This window comes from Streptomyces sp. 17_S59 (genome assembly GCF_056930295.1).
This window is the reverse complement of sequence record NZ_JBXOWD010000002.1, coordinates 1-16,860: the sequence shown is the minus strand read 5'-3', so window position 1 is coordinate 16,860 and position 16,860 is coordinate 1. Positions and strand designations below refer to the sequence as shown.

The following is a 16,860-nucleotide window of genomic DNA, read 5'->3' as shown; positions in this document are numbered from 1 at the left end:
ACTGTCTCGAGCACGAGCAATCGGCTGCTGGGGCGGGCCTCATCAAGGACCGCTGGCCGCCATTTGTTCTACCTCTGTCGAAAGGAACGCATGTGACGTACGACTGCCCTGTGTGCCTGAAGCCGGTACATCCGGAGCTGGCGGGAATGCTCATCGTCGCCGGAGTGACCAAGGACCGCCCCGACAACTGGGTCTGGGGTCCGTATCCGGTTCACGAAGCGCCGTGCCGAGCGCGGCTCGCGGACCCGCGATACGACGGGCTCATAGGAACGGACGGTTACGCCAGCACCGAGGCCCGTCTGCCGGCTGATGCTCCGGAGACCCGGGAACTGTTGGCCCACTGGGAGGCGCTGATGAAGTCGCCCTTCATTGATCGCACCATGGTGCAGTACTGGTCCGGGGACCCCGATGAGCTGGACGGCCGCGAGATGACCCCGTGGCCGCAGATGGACGACGTCGTGCGGCTGGAGAGCGGACACCTCAGCTGTCTCGGCATACGTTCACGCAGCAGGGAGGCCCAGGCCGGGTACGACATCGCAGTCCATAACGCGGCCCGGGGGCTGCGCGTGGCGCTGTTCGCACCCGACCTGACGGCGCGTAATCCGGTGCCCAACCTCAGCATCGACCGGCACCGGCCGCTGACCACCGACTACATCCGCGACGTCCTGTCGCGCCGTGCGGCCACTGGCGACCGCGCCCACCTGGTGGTGATCGATCGCCTGCAGCTGATGACCACCGTGGGTGGCACGGATGCGGAGGGGATCGGGCTCCGTCTCAAGCAGCTCGCGATGACCGAGGACCAGCTCGGCTTGCCACCGGTCCTGCTGCTGGCCCGGCTGGAACGTCCGCGGCGTGCCGGCGTCCCGCTGGACATCGAAGATCTGGGCAGCGCGGCCGATCTTGAGTACCACGCGGACACCGTGGCGCTGCTGGACCGCACCGATCCTGCCCAAGTGAACGTTCTTGTTGCCAAGGACCGATCCGGCCCGGCACCCCGCCGGCTTACCGTCAGCTGGTAGGAGAGGGCACCCGCGGCCCCTTCAGGGTCTCTCTGGGCAGAGCGACGAGGAGCGTCGCGTCTTGACAGGATAATCCTGTCATGGTGGCATTAGGGCATGTTGTACAAGACCCCGGCCCTGGACGCCGATGACCACCGTGTGCTCGAAGAGATCGAGCAGATGCGGGTGCGCCTGCGTCACCAGCTGCGGGCGCAGCCTCGCTGGTCCGGTCAGCTGCGGCGCAACCTCACGGCCCGTGCGATCGCCGGGTCGAACACCATTGAGGGCTACGCTGCCACCGTCGATGACGTCGAGGCGCTGATGGCGGGGGAGGAGCCGCTGGAGACGGCGGAGCGGACCCGGGTGGAGCTGGAGGGCTACCAGCGGGCGATGACCTACATCCAGGCCCTCGCCGACGCCGGGGAGGGCTTCCGTTACGACGCCGGTCTGCTTAACGGGCTGCACTTCATGCTGCAGGGCCATCACCTCGACAAGCGCCCGGGCCGCTGGCGTGACGGCCCGGTGTTCGTCACCAGCCCCGACGACCCCTTGGTTCCCGCCTACAGGGCCCCGGACTTCGAGGACGTGCCCGCCTTGACGGGGGAGCTGATCGACTGGCTCAACACCGGTGACCTCGACGCCCCGGTCCACGTGCGGGCCTCCATGGCGCACTTGAACCTGGTGAACATTCACCCGTGGAAGGACGGCAACGGACGCATGTCCCGCGCCGTGTCCACGCTTGTCTTCGCCCGGGAATCGACGAGCCTGCTGCCGCCGGAGTTCTCCTCCATCGAGGAATGGCTCGGCCGCGCCCAGAACACCTACGCCTACTACCGCGTCCTGCAGCAGGTCGGCGGCCCCGCCTGGACCCCCGGCCGCGACACTCACCCGTGGATCCGCTTCTGCCTGGAAGCCCACCACCGCCAGGCCCAGCAGGCCCAGCGCCGCACCGACCTGCTCTCCCGCGCCTGGATCCACCTCGGCGAAGCCGCCGAGCACGACGGACTCGACGAGCGCGTGGTCTACGCGCTGCTGCCGGCCTTCTGGGGATCGAAGGTGCGCCGCACGGTCTACCAGGCCGACGCCGACCTGTCCGAGCAGCAGGCCCTCCGCGACGTCCGCGAACTGGTCCGCCTCGGCTGGCTCGAAGCCCAGGGCCAGGCACGGTCCCGCTACTACGCCCCGGGCCCCCGCATGGCCCGCGCGCAGGAGCAGATCCGGCAGGCCGTCGAGCCGTACGCCGACCCTTACGCGCCCCGCCCCTGACCAGCACGGGCGTACCGCGGCTCTCGCCGGGCCTTTCTGCAGTGCGACGGGGTGTCCACAGCTACCGTCATCCGTCATGGACATGAACACGCTGCTGTACCGGTACAGCGTGCAGGGCGCGACGGTGGCGTTGGGATGTGTGCTGGCGGCATTGCGCTGGTGGACGGAACCGCGCGCCGCTGGCGTGATCCTGCTTGCGGTCGTGGCCGGGGTACTGCGGGCATGGTCCGGGTTATCCGGGCTGGGCAACATGGTCTGGGCGGGTGCGGCCGGGCAGGACATGACCTGGCGCGCCTACCGCGACCCCGCGGCGGCGGTGACGAAGGACGGGACCCGCGACAAGGACTCCGAGTTCCTGATCAGCCAGATGCGCCAGGTCGAAGAACGGGTGGAGGCATTCGCTGGGGAGACCGGCATGGAGCGGATCTCGCTTTCGGTCGCTGGCGGGCGGATCGGCACGTGGAACGCGGCGTCCGCCGTGCGCTTCGGACGGCGCGGGCATGTCACCCTGGGGCATATCTGGCTGTGGCCCGAGCGCAATGCCGTGATGCCGTACACCCTGGAGCACGAGCTCGCCCATCTGCGGCGGCACGACTCCCACACCAGGCTTGCCGGCGTCGTCCTCGGGGTGGTGCTCATGGTGCTGTGTACGGGCCTGCTCTCACTGGACCGGGCCGCCGCCGTGCTGGCCGGGCTGGGTGTGCTGTGGGTGGCGTACCGGTGGTGGTCCGAGCTGGCCTGTGACCGGGCTGCGGCCCGCCGCTGCGGCCGTGAGATGGCGGTCGCGTCCTGGCAGCGGGAGCTGGAGGATGCCCGTCTTGTCCCGCCGGTTCGGCGCCTGTTCTTCGCGTTCTGGGCACTGCGGTCCCACCCGCCGCTGCGGCTTCGCCTGTGGTTGTCCCGTCTCGCCCCGCCTGCGGATCGTGACTGTGCCCTGCCCCTGGCCGGGGGAATCTGGCCCTGAGGACCCCACCCCCCGGACGGAGGGCGGCCCTGGTGGCTAGGACGGCGTGTTCAGGTGAGCCCGGCGGGCGGTGACGAGGGTGCGCCAGCGGTTGCGGGTGGTCTGCTCGCCGTCGAGCCACTGTGCCGGGGAGCCGGGCGTGGGAAGCGGGCGGCCGGCCATGAAGGCGGCGATGTCGGTGTAGTAGGCGTAATCGCCGTTGCGGCTGAGGTCGCCGAGCCGGGAGAGGACGGCGTCCAGGTCGTCGTGTGCGTCCAGGACGGCGTGGTGGAAGGCGAGGGCGAGCGCGAGGGTGGTCTGGACCGTGGGGAGCCCGGCGACGTCGATCTCGGTGCGCAGGACCTGGCCGCGGTCTTCGATGCTGGTGGTGCCGGCGTCGCGGAGGAGGGCGGCGATCTCGACGGTGAGGGCGGTGGCGCGCAGGTCGAGGCCGTCCAGGAGCTGGCGTGCGAGCGCGATCTCGTCGTCGGCCTGCTGGGGGTCGGCGAAGGCGGTGACGAAGGCGCGCTGGGCCTGGGCGATGGCGCGCTCGCCGACGAGGGAGTGCTCCTCGGCTTGGGCGCGGGCGGCTTCGTAGGCGGCGGCGGCGCGGTGGAGGTCGCCCTGGGGCCACCAGATGTCGCCGAGGACGCGGTGCTGACGCCCTTCCTCGCCGAGGGTGCGGGCGGCATCGAGGGCGGTGGGGAAGTCGCCGGCCATGCGGGCGAGGTGGGCCAGGCCGCGGCGTGCGTCGGGGGCGAGGCGTCCGCCGCCGTCGGCGACGCGCTGCATCCCGTCGCGGGAGGCGGCCGACCTGCCGAGGTCGCGGTCGGCCTTGGCCCGGTAGTACAGGGCCATCTCGGTCAGGTCGTCGGGTAGCAGGTCGGCATCGAGGACCGCGGTGAGGCGCTCGGTGGTGCGCCGGCGGTGTTCGCGCTGGCGGCGGGCGAGAGCGCTGAGCAGCTCGGTGAGGGCGTCGGCCGATGTCCCTATCCCGGCGCCGGCCGGTTCATCTGCGGTGGGTGGGGCGACGGGCTCCCAGAGGAAGTCGGCGGTGTAGGCCCAGGCGGCCTCGGTGAGCCAGCCCAGGTCAAGACGGTGGTCGCGGGCCAGGCGCAGGCCCTGGCGTAGGCATGCGACGAGCAGGGCGCGGTCGGGGAGGGAGTGGGCGGTCCATTGCTCGCCGAGGGCGGTGAGGGCGCGCTGGGCGGCCTGTTTCCAGTCGCCGGGGGTCCAGTGGTCGTCGGTCTGGCTGTCCGCGCTGCGGATGGTGGAGCGGATGACCCCGTGCAGGTGGTAGGGCCACAGGGCGAAGACGTCCTCGCGGATGAAGGGTCGCTCGAGCAGGCGGCGTACCGGGGCTTCGTGGGGCAGGCCGGCGGTGCGGACGGCCAGGGGTTCGTCGAAGGCGTCGAGCAGGGAGACCGCGCGGGCCGCGTGACGCTCTTCCGGGCTGAGGTCGCTGAGGGTGCGGGCGACGAGCGCCGGGAAGGGGTGATTGAAGTCGTCCGGCTGCGGGGCGCGGCCGGTGCGGCGGATCTCCAGGTAGCGCATGACCGACAGGTCGAGGTGGAGCGGCAGTCCGTGCGAGCAGCGGGTGATGACGGACCGGATGTCCGGGGTGATCAGCGGCTGGCCGTTGTGGGTCAGCCGGCGGGCGAGGTAGGTGTCGCAGTCCTCGGGGGAGAAGTCGCCAACCAGGATCTGCCGGCGGCCGCCGCTGGCCGCGGCGGTCCGCACGGTGCCGTCGGTGGCGAGGCCGGGCCAGGCGGTGGGGCCGGTGTAGTCGAGCTGGCCCTGCAGGGCGGCGTCGCCCCACCGGAGCCTGTTGCGGCCGGTGATGACGAAAAACGCGTTGGGCAGCAGCCACACCAGCCGCTGGACGAGGCGTTCGAAGTCGCGGCGGGGATCGGCGATGTCCTCGAAAGTGTCGAGCAGGATGACCGGGACGACCGACGTCTTCGCCGGGAGCTGCGAGATCTCCCAGGCCAGCAGGTGGGCGTAATAGGAGAGCGTGTCGATGTCGGGGTCGGCTTCCAGCAGGTCGGCCAGGCGGTGGCAGCCGGCCAGGGCCCGTACGGTCTGTCGTCGCTCGCGCAGCGCGCGGGCCAGGGTGGTGGCCACCTGGCCGACGGCCGAGCCGACGGCGCCGGGCATCGCGAGGGCGCTGGCGGCCTCGGCGAGCGCGGACTGCGTCTGCTGCGGGAGGCCCTTGGCGAACTTTGCGAGCAGCCCGCGGCGCAGGTACTCCTCCAGCGGTTCGCCGGGGTGCGCGGCGTCCCAGTACCTGCGCAAGGGGATGTCGAAGGCCGGCAACGGGCGGGCGAGCCCGGCCAGGGCGAGGCGAATGCTCAAGATGATGCGTTCGAAGTCGGTGCCACTCGAGCGGGCGAGGTCGATGCGTACGGGCAGCAGCCGCTGGTGGGGAAGAGCGAGTTCGCCCCATTGGGCGGGGCGCTGTTCGCTGCTGGTGAGCGATGCCTCCAGCACGCGGGAGAAAGTCGTCTTGCCGATGCCGCCGACGCCGTACAGGTTCACCACGTTCTCGCGCGGCGCCTCGAGGTCCTGGACGTCGAAGCCGGGCTCGGCGATGCGCTCGAGGTGCTCGGCGAGCGCGGAGGCGACCGTCTGCCACTGCAGCTGGCGGTTGGTGAACGCCTCGGCCGCGGCCAGCGTGTGGTCGTTAGTGCTGAACAGCGCGCGAAGGTCCCGGCCTGCCATCGAATCCCCCCAGGAATGATCACCTGGGCGTCAACCTACGCTCTTGCCGCCGCCGGTGGCAGGGCCCGGTGGCGGACCGTGCCTGTCCGGGGCCGGTTCTTGGCCAAGGTCGAGCCGCAGCTGATGTGCCCCTGCTCTGCCGGTCCGCGACAATGAGCCGTTGCTCCCACCACAAGGGCGGTTTTCCTGTGCACGACCCGACCTCCGGTATCCCGGACGCCTCCGCTGACGACGCCCTGGTTGCCGTGACCCGGGTGATCACCTGGTACACCCGGCAGATCCTGGCCGAGAAGCGGTCGCCGGTCCCGGACCACGCGCGTCTGGGGCAGTTGCAGGAGCAGCAGCGGGTGTGCGTGGCCGACCGGAACCGGCTGGCTGACGTCAGTGTGCAGGAGGTTGCCCGGCTGACGGCGTACTACGAGGCGCGTTGGCGGGAGCTGAACCCGTCGTAGTACGCGGCGCGGCGCGGCGCCGGGAGCGGCAATGCGGCCGGTGTCCCGGGTCGCGGCAGCCGGCGGGGCTGTAACTGTGGCGGGAAGAGGGGCTGAGCGAGTCTTGTGATCTGCTGCAGCTCGACCCGGTACTGCGGAAGCGCCGCGTGCAGACCCCGCTGGACGTCGATGAACCGGGCAGCCTCCTGGAGCGTGTACGGGCGCTGCTGTTCGAGGGCCAGGGCGTGCGCGGCACCGGATCGTCCCGCCTGGCGGCCCTCGGTGCCCCGGTGGCTGCGGTGGACGGCGGTCATGTCCTGGCGCAGGACCGTCACCGAGTCGGCCATGTTCTTCTGCTCGGCCGCGTGCACGGCGTCCGTGATCGCGGCGAAGCACTGGTCGTGACAGCCAGCGCTGGGGAAGGTGGCCGGGCCGCTGCGGACTGCCCTCGCGTAGCGGGCCGCGCTGCCCTGGCGGCTGTCCGCGGCCCGGGAGGCGAGCACCACCAGCTCGACCCGGTACCCGGCCTGACGGAATGCCGCCGCGCTGGTCAGGAACTCCCCGGCGCTCGCGGGGGACGTGGCGAGGATGAGGTTGCCGCACTGCTGGCGCACGTATGCCTCGGCCCGCACCTGCCATGCTGCGCAGTCCGCACGGATGCGCAGCATGGCTGCCCGTGGCTCCTCCTGCATCAGCTGCTGGTAGTCCGGGTGCATCGCCGCGAAGTGCTGGGGCGTCAGCCAGACGGGCCGGCCCGGCACGGCACGGTGGACCAGACGGACCGCGTCCATCGTGGCCACGCCCGGCGGTCCCATCACGTACACCACCACCGGGCGCTCCTGCGGCACGATGTCGGCGAGGTGGGAAGGGGCGAACAGCTCGTCGAAGATCCAGCGGTGCTCGGCCGCCGACAGCCGGTGATAGTCGACGCCCGGCGAGTCGGTCCGGGGCTGCGCGGTGCGTCGGAGCGGCTCGGCCCAGGCCGCGGCGCGCTCGGCGTCCCGCTGCACCGCCAGCCCCCAGTCCGCCGGCAACCGCGCACCATGGGCACGCCGGTCCGCCGCGGCCAGCTCCCGGCGGAACCTGCCGGTTTCCGCCGCGGACCACGGTCTCGACCGCTCGGTGACCACTGTCACCTGTGCCGCCGCCGGATGCCGCCAGGCGCCCGCGTCGTCGAGCTCGTTGGTGTAGAGCGCCTCCAGGCCGCGCCGCACGACCACGACCCGGTCGGCCAGGTGCTCGGCCTCGATGACGGCCAGGGTGCGCAGCATCCCCTCGGCGCACAGATCGTGGTTTTCCCAGGACACGAAACGGGCGCTGCCCGCCTCGGCGTGGCGCACGTAGCGGTCGAGCATGCCGAGCTGGCTGACCGCCTCGGAAACGGCCAGGGCAACGACCTCGACCCGGTAGCCGGCCTGCCGGTAGGCGGCCGCAGCCGCACGGAAGTCTTCCGGGTCGGCCAGCGCCGTCTCCACCACCACGTCGTATCCGTGGTCCCGGGCATGGGCCTCGACCTCGTTCTGCCAGCGCCGGGTATCCGGCCGTACCCGTACCCCTGCGGTCCTCACGTCCTCGGCCAGGAGCCGGATGTAGTCGTGGTGGACAGCCTTGTACAAGTCGCGGCCGATCTGGAGCGCCCCGCCACGCCGGTCCAGAACCGCGTGCAGGAGCTCGGCGAGCAAGGTCTTGCCGCTGCCGGGCTGACCCGCAATGAACACCACGACAGGACGGGCCTGGCTGATCACGCCCGCCGCCCAGGCAGGGAGGACCGCCGAGACGAGCGCCTCCTGATGCTGGTCTTCCGACAGCACCACCGGCACGACCTCGCGTTCCCTCACCAGCGCTCCTGGCCGTTCACGACTGCTCCTCGTTGCCGATCTGGTCGTACACACGTGTGGTCAGCCGCGCACGCCCGGCGAGGGAGGCTGCCATGTCCGGCTGGAAAGACGGTCAGGAGCGGCCCACGACGTGCGCCCGTCGGCCTCCGCCAGGCCACCGACACCAACAAGACCGGACGATGCCCCTTCACCGGTCACCCGTCGCCCCGGGCCATCCGCGCGACCTCCTCGGCCGCCTCGATGAAGGGCCTGTCCCGCTCGTAGACCGTGCGCAGGTCGACGAGGGCCGCCCAGACCGCCTTCTCCTGCACGCCGGCACCGCGTGACGAATAGCCGTCCGACTCCAGTTCCGCCACGGTGCCCAGCAGATGGTCGACCTGCCGCAGCAGCGGTTCGGCGGAGTCCACCACCCGCAGCGTGTTGGCCATCGCCTGGACCGATCCGTACAACTGGCCGAGCGGGGAGCGCTGAAGCTCCTCGGTGGGGAATGCCTCCTGGGCCACGCGCTTCGCGGCCTGACGAAGCGCGTCCTGGTGGTCGTCGTTGCGGGTGCCGGACTTGTGGTGCGGGCGGACGGTGACGAGTGGCCCCCCTCCCTGGAACTGGCGGTAGATCGTGGTGTGCTGCTGGCCGACAGCCAGCCCGATCGACGGCCAGGAAGCCCCGCTCTTCTGCGCGTCGGCGACCGCCCAGCGCAAGGCCCAGCCCGCATACGGCTGGACCAGCTGGGCGAGGATCTGCGCCCGGGTGAGCGGGTCCGAGACACTGAGCGCCCGCTCCACCTCATCCCGCAGCCGTTCGAGCATCTGCTGCCCGTAGTCCCGCTCAGGATCTTCAGCCATGAACTGATCACCTCCATCAGCACAGTAGCAGACGTGTATGACGCAGACGGTCTTTCCGTCTACGCAACGCTCCGCGTCCCGCCCCCGCGCCGACATCCTTCACGCCCATGCCCTGAAGCCAGAGGGCTCGGTAGCCAGGACCGTGGCACCGCGGCCGGGACAAGCCAGCCCCACCTGACACGCTCAAGCCGGACGACAGGTGGGTAGACCGCTGCTGGCCCGGCCGAACGCCAGCCATACGAGGCATGGAGGAACACCTGCATGAGCGTCACCACCACCTACCTGTCCAAGACTGAGGTCCAGAGCCTGCTCGGGGTCACGGCCTTCGGCTTATGGCGGATCACCAGGAAGTACGACGACTTCCCCACCCCCGAGAGCGACCCGGGCCCGTTCGCGACGAAGGACGAAGAGACCTGGGACGGCACCGAGGTCTACCGCTGGACCGCCAGGACCCCGGAATTCGAGCACCGCGGCGCGGCGCTGCTGCGCCCGCTCCCGGACGACCTCCCGCCGGGCAAGTGGGCTGGACACCAGGACACCCCGAAGGGGCCAGCGCTGGACTGGCACACCGCCCTGGGGACGATCCGCCTCGTCCACACCAGCAGGGACCAGGCCGCCTCCGCCGTCGCCGCCGACCTGGCGCAGCGCGGCAACCCGGACGGCGTGACCATCGTCTGCGCCCTGTACGGGGACGTGGGCTTCAGCGGTCCCGCGCTGGTCGCCGCCGACACCGCGCACCCGACGATCGAGTACGAGGCACAGTGGGGCGTCGTCGCCCGGCTTGCCGGGCAGGATCTGCCCTGGTGGCCCGGCCTGCTGCGGTCGGCCCAGTTCGTGCGCCAGTGGCGTCCCGGAGCGCCGGCACTCATCGCGGAGGTCCCCGCCAGCAGCAGGGAACGGACCCTGCGCCGGGCCGCGGAGAACACCGTCTTCGACGCCACCGCGCGGGCCGCGCTGACGGACATGGCCAACGACCTGCGCAACGACCGCGTACGCGACGCCGAGCACGACGTCGAGATCTTCGGCCGGTCCTTCGGGCCCACGCCCATCGTCATCGCCGCCCGGCCCGACACCAGCCAGCACCCTCTGCCCACCGTCGACGACCTCCAGGTCCTCGCGGCCGGCTGGAAGTCGATCGCCGCCAGCAGCCACCCGGACGCCGTCGCCGCCGTGGATCTCGCCCTGGCACGTGATCCCCGGCTGCTGCCCTTCGGCGCGCTCACCCGGACCTCCTTGCGCCCCGGCTCGATCGCCGAGCAGTGGGTCCGCCGGCTCACCTTGTGCGACCCGACCGCCACCCACGCAGCCCTCGCCGGCGACCGTCCCGTCGACGCCTTCTTCATCGACCCGCTGACCGATACTCCGGCCTTGCGGACCGTCCGGGACGGCAGCCCCGCCTTGCGGTTCTACGCGCCGCTGGCGCTGCCCGCGACCGGTGCCGAGCTCACATCGGTGGTCCTGGACGGCACCGTGTGGGTCAAGACCAGCGACGGCCAGGTGCACCCCGCCCCCTGCACACCGAACGAGCACCTGTGGTGGGGCGACGGCTGGGGCGACAAACCCAGCGAAGCCGCCACCGTCATCAACACGCTCCTGGACGACCTCGGCGCCACCATCAACCTCCGCGAGCACTGGAAGGCCCCGCGCGGCCTGACCGCACTGCTCGAGAAGCAGGAAAAACCCGGCCCGACCGAGATCGCACGCCACGCCTTGCTGCACGCACGTATGACGACGCCCCCGCCGTCGTCGTACGACGACTGAACACTGAGCGTCGGACCGCTTCCGCGGCCCGACGCTCTCAGGGCGGGCAGTGCCTCACTGCTCACCGCGGTCATCCGTTCCGGCGCCGCGTGCGTCGTCGGACGGCACAGCTCGTGGGGCCCGGGCAGTACGGGCCGCCCTGACCCCAGGCGGCGAGAAGGAGTTGAGGCAGGTGGCGGCGGTCGCGTCCGTACGGCTCGACGACGCGATCCTGGGGGCGCAAGTGCCGTTCCGCGCCGGTCCCAGCGCGGGTTCGAGTGAATTAATTCCTCAGAAAGGAGGCGTATTTTGCCGAATTCGACAGCCTCAACCATGGCCGCGAGTCGTTTTCACACATCAATGTCCTCGTTCTGAACACGCTGAATTCGTAGCCTGCTATAACCCTGAGGGACGGCCCATTGACAGCGCTCTGACCACAGGCCACGTCCCTTTCCCATGCTGAATGCGAGGCATAGATGAGCACCCCCGCGCCCCGGCGCCCGCGCCGTGTCCCCTCACCTGGCGCTGCCCCTCGGAAGCCGGTCGACTGGGCGAAGGTCGGCCGCAGCTCGGTCCGTCGGCGTGCCCGGGGCATGACGCACCCCGAGGTCCTGGCTGCGCTCGAGGAGGCCCGCTTCGACGCGCGGCTCGACTCCCGCCACGAGGAGCTCGCCGGGGATGAGCGTGGTCCGGCCGAGCTCGCGGAGTGGGAGCGCATCGCGCAGCTGCTCGCCGGCACCTCCGTGGCGTACGACCCGGACGCCGACGCGTACGTCCAGGACGAGCTCGCCGCCGAAGCCGAGCGTGAGCGCCAGGAGCAGCTCGCCGCCGAGCAGCGCCGCCAGGAGGAAGAGCGCGAGATCGCCCGCCGGGCCGCCCTCGCCCCGGACGTCGTCCGCCACGCCCTGCTGCGCACTCTCACCACCACCGGACTCCTGGAGGGTCTGCGCGAGGACGAACGGCACGCGGTCGAACGCCTGCCGTACGCGGACCCGGAGGCCGCCCTCGCGTTCAACGCGCTGCTCGCCCGCGCCTACTCGGCAGGGCAGAGCATCGGGCGGGAGGCAGGGCGGGTATGACCAACGGTGACGCCCCCGGTGCAACACGATGCGCAACGCACCCCTCCGAGAAGTGCAACACGGCCTGCAACACACCTCCGCGTTGCAGCCCTGACCTCGGAAAACGACGCAACGATCCCTCCTGCTTAGCCCCGTGTTGCGCGTTGCGCCTGAGGGCGTGGCGCGCTGACCGGCCACCAGGCATCTCACAGGAAGTGACCGCTGGCCGCCCCTGCCCGGTGCCACGGAATCTTGACCGTTGAACTTTGGCTGGTGGCTGCCGGTTGCCCAGAGACGGACGGGCGCTCTCGCGGCGAGTGCCCCCGCGTGTTCCAGGCATGGGCCTACCGTGTGGTGCCATGGACATCGAGCTGACTGATGATGAACACCTGCGGGCATTAGCCGCGCTGGAAGCCGTCGTCGGAAACAACGACGACGGCTTGGCGGTCCTGGCTGGCGGCGCTGGTGAGCGCCCGCTGCCGGTGCTGCTGGCCGCCTACGGGCAGCACACGCTCCACCGCATCCTGATCGCCGCATTCGGCATCGACGCCGCCATGGATTACGACGAAACGGGCCGGCTGGTCGCGGAGATCAACAGTGATCCGATGGCCCGCGTGGTCTTCGGCCTGACCGATGCCTTGCACAATCAGGCCGCTCTCGCGGGCGACAGCCCCGCCACCGCGAAGCTGATCGCCCGCTCCATCCTGCTGGCGATCCACGCGTTCACCGACGCCGACAACCACGACGCCCTGACCCTGCTGCGCGCACTGCGCAACGAGGTCCTCCGGGTTGACTGAACGACGTCCGATCAAAGTTCAGTGGCAAACGGTCAAGATTCCGTGCCACCGACAGCCCCGCCGCAGGGCCGGAATCGGTGTCCGCTGACGGAACGTAGCTGTCACGCTCCCTCGGCCACGCACCCCGCGAAGTGTCACACCCGCTTCAACATGTCCGCATTTGCTCGCATTTTGAGTCCGTGAGGGCTCCCCAAGGGGCCCTTCGCGGGGTGGAGCGTGACACGGGTGATCTGACTTCGCGCGCACTTGCGGGTATCACGGAGCGTTAACCGCGCGTCGCCCCACAGCAGTTCAGCACCGTGCCCCGGGCCGGACCCAGGTTCGACCCAGGCCCGGGGCAATGTCCGATATGCCCTGGGTCCCTGGGTCCTGGGATACCCGTTTTCCCAGGTGAAGGCGTTCCGGCAGCAACCTGGGTCCTGGGTCCGGACCACGCCGTTCGACGACGGAGCGCACCGCTTCTTCATACCGGGGGTGCGGCACGCGGTCCCGGCGATACCGTGGTGGGACACGCCAGTTCTGCCCTCTGGAGCCCTCAATGAGCGAACAGCCGGCCTCCGACGCCGCCGCCCGGCAGCAGCTGGAGCCCGCGGCCGCCGACGCGGTGCGCGCGTACGCCGCCCGCACCCGGGCCAACGCCGACCGGCTCGCCGGCGTCCTGGAGGACATCGCGGAGAACGGGCTGCCCGACCCGGAGCAGTGCACGCCCTGGGAGGAACTGCGCGAGGCCCACCTCACCCGCCTCACTGCCCAGCGCCCGGCCGTCGCCTGATGGCCCCACAGCACGGCCCGCGCCGCGCCCGTATCACCTTCTCCGACTCCGCCGCCAAGCAGTTGGAAAGCCTGACCAGCGAGGCGGAGATCCACGCCCTCGACCGCGCCCTGGTCGTCATCTCCGTCGACCCGGACGTCGGCGAGCCGATCCCCGGCGACACCGCCGGCCCCCAGCTGCGCCAGTACGCCGACGACGTCGAGGCCGTCCGGGTCCTGTACTTCGTCACCGCGCTGCGCACCGTCGTGGTCGTCGCGTACATCGAGGTCTAGCCGCCGAAGGAGCCCAGGTGCCAACCAGCTTCGCTCAGCTCAGTGCCAACCGGGAGCTCACCGCCCTGCGCCGGCCGCTGCCCTGCCAGGGCACGGCGGCCGTGCTCCGGCAGGGACCGGCCACCCAGCCGGGCGAGGCGCCGGCCTGGCTGCTGTTCCTGTGCCCCGAGCACGCCGAGGACCTGCCGGACTGGAACGGCACCGTGGCCGACATCGAGGACCCGCCGACCCTGAACTGTGGGGCTGCGCTGGACTACCGCACCACCGAGCAGGTCCTCCAGTCCCACGCCGACCTGTGGCTGACACCGTTGACCGGAGTTGACCCGGCGACGCACACCGGTACCTGGCCCGAGGTCCTGGACCAAGCGCACCGCATCCTCGCCTCGCGCCTGACCGAGGCCGACGGCGAGAACGAGACGCTGGAAAGCGTCACGCTGATGCTGCGCATGGCAGCCGAGAACGCGGCGGCCGACAACCTCTACCAGGCACTGGTCCCCCTCGGGCACGGCGAAACGCTCTCGCGCACCTTGTAGCCGCTACTGCCCGGCTGCACCCGACGAGCACGGCGCTGCTCCCGGTGCTGCTCGCCCTCCTGGGCTTGCTGCATATCGGCTGCACCATGGGGCTGACATGCAGTGCAGCATCCGCACGGCCCTGTCCGCACACGGGTGCTGCTCGTGCAGCGGCCCCGCCCCGGGGCGAGCAGCGGACAGGAGCCGACGCTGTGCTGCTGCCCGCGGCCGACGCCACCGTGCCGCAGCAGCGGGTCACCGTTCGTTCTGCTCTGCTGCAACAAACCGGTTCACCTGGTGCTACCGGGCTACTGCCCTCCGCTGCACGGCGCCAGCCTCGGCAGCGCCCGCTGCTCGTTCTGCTCCTCCAGAACAACCCGGTTTACCTAGTGCTACCGGCATGTGGGGCTGGGCACGAAGAAGGCGCTGCACCCAAGGTGCAGCGCCGTGGTGCGCTTCGCGGTGCCAGGAGCGCCCTGGAGGGCCCCGTCAGCCGGTGGGGGCCAGGTTCGCGACCTGAGCGGCGTACCGGGCCCTTCGCTGCGCGGTGAAGCGGGCGGGGTCTGCAGCCTTGATCTCCGGGACGGGCATGACGGGCGAGGAGACCGCGCCGCCGGTCAGCAGCGGATGGAGCTGGTAGAGGCCATCCTCCAGGCGCCAGGCGAGTCCGCACTCGCGCAGCTCCGTAAAGCCGCGGTTCACAGTCGGCTTGCTCGCACCCAGCTCGGCGCGCATCTCGTTCTGGCTGATCTCGGCGGTGCCGGTGTCCGGATCGCTCAGGGCGAGCAGGACGTCCAGGACACGGCGGCCGGCGTTGGAGATGTCGACCAGGGCCAGGAGCCGCAGGACCTCGCGCGGGATGGCTACGGGTTCCTCGGCCGGAGGGCCAGGGACGTAAGAGCTGCTCACGGAGCCTCACACTTCCGATCGGTCGACGCTGTCAACGAGGATATGCGCGGCGAGGTCATGCGCTCGCCTTCGCGGCCGGCCGACGGCGCCGCAGCGCGACGACCTTCTCCTTGCGGCGGGCTGCCTCGGCGGCCTTCTTCTCCGCCGCCCGTACCTCGCGCCACTCGGTCGGGTATTCCGGGTGCGGGATGATGCAGGCTGGGCCCTTGGCGTCATTCCAGAGCTTCTGCCACTTCTCCTGCTCGCCGGAGGTACCGGCCACCGTCAGCCACGGGTTCAGCTGCAGGATGCCGCGCTTGGCGGTGCGCACCCAGCCGATGTGCGCGAAGAACTGGCTGGCCTCGTTGACGGAGGCCGCCGACAGGTTGCACCGGTCCTGGAGGTTCCGCTGCGTGATCCGGACGAAGCCGCGGGCGGCGACTCGAGTCTGGTCGTCAGCACGGTTGGCGTTCTGACTGGCCACCAGCTTGCACCAGACCTGGAACCAGGACCCGGGCATCTTGAGGCTGCCGAGCACGTCCATCAGCAGCCGGGCGTCCAACACGTAGCCGCTGCACTCCGCACTCGCAGCGAACTCCCGGCCCTTGATCTTCTCCACGCCCAGGATCAAGCCGCCCTTGCCGTCCGACCGCGCGACAACGCGCTCGCCGGGGCGGACGATCGGCAGCTGTTCCATCAGCACAGTCCTCCAGAGATGATCAACGTTTCGGGGAGCACGGTAGCACTAGGTAAACCGGTTTGTTCTGGAGGGGCAGAACAAACAGCGCCGCGACGACACCTGATGCTCCGTCAGAAGTAGGCGATGTTTGTTCTGAGGATCCAGAACACCCGGAGCGCGTTTGTTCTGGATCCTCAGAACAAACGGTTTCGTATCCCTGCAGGTCAGAGCCGGATTCAGCGCGGAACGCTCTTATGTGTCACTAGAGCTCCAACCAGCACCCCGACCCCGACTGACACACCGACGGAAGTCAGCGCCAAGCGCTCGGCAACGGCGGGCGTGTCGCTCGGAGGGCCACCGGTTCGACGTGGTCGCCCTCTGTGGCTGGGCTCGCTTCGCGTGCGCCGCCGCGCTCCTGTGCGGGGCCGTGGACAGCAACAGCGGTAGCTGAGTCTCGGGTGGTGCCGACCGTGACGAACAAACATCAGGAGGCGTGGCTGGGCACTGTGGTGGGTTTCGCCGCCCGGCCCGGGGGCCGTACGGCTCCGGTACCTCCGCACCTTGAATTCATACTCACTGAATTCGAGGGTACTGTTCTGCGGCTGAGGTCCGCAGGTTCTAAATTCGTAGCTCCTCGTGTAAATGGGGTGATTTAATAGCGGGGCTGAACAGTTATCAAAAACGCTCAAGTCGCCTCCGATCCCTGTAGGTGGGGGTGGTGTATCTCTCCATAAGGTAGCGGGTCTGACAGGATGACGCATGCTGCTTGTTGGGGGTGTTCTGGTCTGTTCGTTTCTGCTATCCTGGAACCCTTGCGGTGAACGCTTCCAGACACTTCCTGTTCGTACTCGATCCCAACGGCAGTCCGATAGCAGTCCGCTGATTCCCAGTCACCCGAGGCACCGCCACCCCTGTTCCCGCTAGCCAGCCCTAGGAACGCGCGGAGCGTGTTCCGTCAGGCCGGATCGCGGAGCGATCCGAGCCCGAGGCCAACGGAGTTGGCCTCCCGGGCCACGGAGTGGCCCGGATTCCCGGGACTCCGTCCCGGGCCATCACGGAGTGATGGCAATGGGGTTTCCGTCGCGTAGCGACGGCGCGTCGTG

General features: G+C 70.3%; 15 protein-coding genes. 10 read left to right on the top strand and 5 right to left on the bottom strand.

The genetic code is table 11. The annotated features are described in order from the left end of the window. Positions 1 to 92: 92 nt before the first annotated feature. From AC1Z4A_RS32500 to AC1Z4A_RS32490, 3 genes are all read left to right on the top strand, one after another. Positions 93 to 1,019 (top strand): DnaB-like helicase C-terminal domain-containing protein, encoded by a 927-nt coding sequence (locus AC1Z4A_RS32500; protein ID WP_483683818.1) that lies wholly within the window; start codon positions 93 to 95, stop codon positions 1,017 to 1,019. Positions 1,020 to 1,115: 96 nt separating this feature from the next. After that, positions 1,116 to 2,264: a Fic family protein gene (locus AC1Z4A_RS32495; protein ID WP_483683817.1), complete on the top strand. Its 1,149-nt coding sequence runs from the start codon at positions 1,116 to 1,118 to the stop codon at positions 2,262 to 2,264. 76 nt (positions 2,265 to 2,340) lie between these two features. Continuing rightward, positions 2,341 to 3,228, top strand: coding sequence for a M48 family metalloprotease (locus tag AC1Z4A_RS32490; protein ID WP_483683816.1), 888 nt, complete (start codon positions 2,341 to 2,343; stop codon positions 3,226 to 3,228). Between the two features lie 36 nt (positions 3,229 to 3,264). On the opposite strand, the gene AC1Z4A_RS32485 is transcribed toward AC1Z4A_RS32490, so the two are convergent. Then, positions 3,265 to 5,928, bottom strand: a complete 2,664-nt coding sequence (locus AC1Z4A_RS32485) for an ATP/GTP-binding protein (protein WP_483683815.1) — start codon at positions 5,926 to 5,928, stop codon at positions 3,265 to 3,267. Between the two features lie 188 nt (positions 5,929 to 6,116). Here AC1Z4A_RS32485 and AC1Z4A_RS32480 point away from each other — a divergent pair, with 188 nt between their 5' ends. Then, a complete protein-coding gene (locus AC1Z4A_RS32480; protein ID WP_483683814.1) occupies positions 6,117 to 6,380 on the top strand; it encodes a hypothetical protein in 264 nt (87 codons plus the stop codon). Here the strand turns inward: AC1Z4A_RS32480 and AC1Z4A_RS32475 are convergent. Continuing rightward, on the bottom strand, positions 6,344 to 8,197 hold the full coding sequence (locus AC1Z4A_RS32475; protein WP_483683813.1) for a zeta toxin family protein: 1,854 nt from the start codon (positions 8,195 to 8,197) through the stop codon (positions 6,344 to 6,346). The two genes, AC1Z4A_RS32480 and AC1Z4A_RS32475, sit on opposite strands and share 37 nt — an antisense overlap. Positions 8,198 to 8,391: 194 nt before the next feature. Further along, positions 8,392 to 9,039, bottom strand: coding sequence for a hypothetical protein (locus AC1Z4A_RS32470; RefSeq protein WP_483683812.1), 648 nt, complete (start codon positions 9,037 to 9,039; stop codon positions 8,392 to 8,394). Between the two features lie 261 nt (positions 9,040 to 9,300). Between AC1Z4A_RS32470 and AC1Z4A_RS32465 the strand changes: the two genes are divergently transcribed. From AC1Z4A_RS32465 to AC1Z4A_RS32440, 6 genes are all read left to right on the top strand, one after another. Further along, entirely contained in the window at positions 9,301 to 10,800 is a 1,500-nt protein-coding gene (locus AC1Z4A_RS32465) for a hypothetical protein (RefSeq protein ID WP_483683811.1), read from the top strand. A 572-nt stretch (positions 10,801 to 11,372) separates the two neighbouring features. Further along, entirely contained in the window at positions 11,373 to 11,858 is a 486-nt protein-coding gene (locus AC1Z4A_RS32460) for a hypothetical protein (protein WP_483683810.1), read from the top strand. Between the two features lie 338 nt (positions 11,859 to 12,196). Next, the gene (locus AC1Z4A_RS32455) at positions 12,197 to 12,634 is read left to right on the top strand and encodes a hypothetical protein (protein ID WP_483683809.1); all 438 of its coding nucleotides are present in this window, start codon (positions 12,197 to 12,199) and stop codon (positions 12,632 to 12,634) included. A 538-nt stretch (positions 12,635 to 13,172) separates the two neighbouring features. After that, entirely contained in the window at positions 13,173 to 13,406 is a 234-nt protein-coding gene (locus AC1Z4A_RS32450) for a hypothetical protein (RefSeq protein WP_483683808.1), read from the top strand. Next, positions 13,406 to 13,678 (top strand): hypothetical protein, encoded by a 273-nt coding sequence (locus tag AC1Z4A_RS32445; protein ID WP_483683807.1) that lies wholly within the window; start codon positions 13,406 to 13,408, stop codon positions 13,676 to 13,678. The genes AC1Z4A_RS32450 and AC1Z4A_RS32445 overlap by 1 nt, the downstream gene beginning before the upstream one ends. A gap of 17 nt (positions 13,679 to 13,695) precedes the next feature. Continuing rightward, positions 13,696 to 14,211 (top strand): hypothetical protein, encoded by a 516-nt coding sequence (locus AC1Z4A_RS32440; RefSeq protein WP_483683806.1) that lies wholly within the window; start codon positions 13,696 to 13,698, stop codon positions 14,209 to 14,211. Positions 14,212 to 14,679: 468 nt separating this feature from the next. On the opposite strand, the gene AC1Z4A_RS32435 is transcribed toward AC1Z4A_RS32440, so the two are convergent. Both AC1Z4A_RS32435 and AC1Z4A_RS32430 read right to left on the bottom strand, forming a co-directional pair. After that, a complete protein-coding gene (locus tag AC1Z4A_RS32435; protein ID WP_483683805.1) occupies positions 14,680 to 15,099 on the bottom strand; it encodes a helix-turn-helix domain-containing protein in 420 nt (139 codons plus the stop codon). A 55-nt stretch (positions 15,100 to 15,154) separates the two neighbouring features. Next, the gene (locus tag AC1Z4A_RS32430) at positions 15,155 to 15,775 is read right to left on the bottom strand and encodes a hypothetical protein (RefSeq protein ID WP_483683804.1); all 621 of its coding nucleotides are present in this window, start codon (positions 15,773 to 15,775) and stop codon (positions 15,155 to 15,157) included. Positions 15,776 to 16,860: the final 1,085 nt, after the last annotated feature.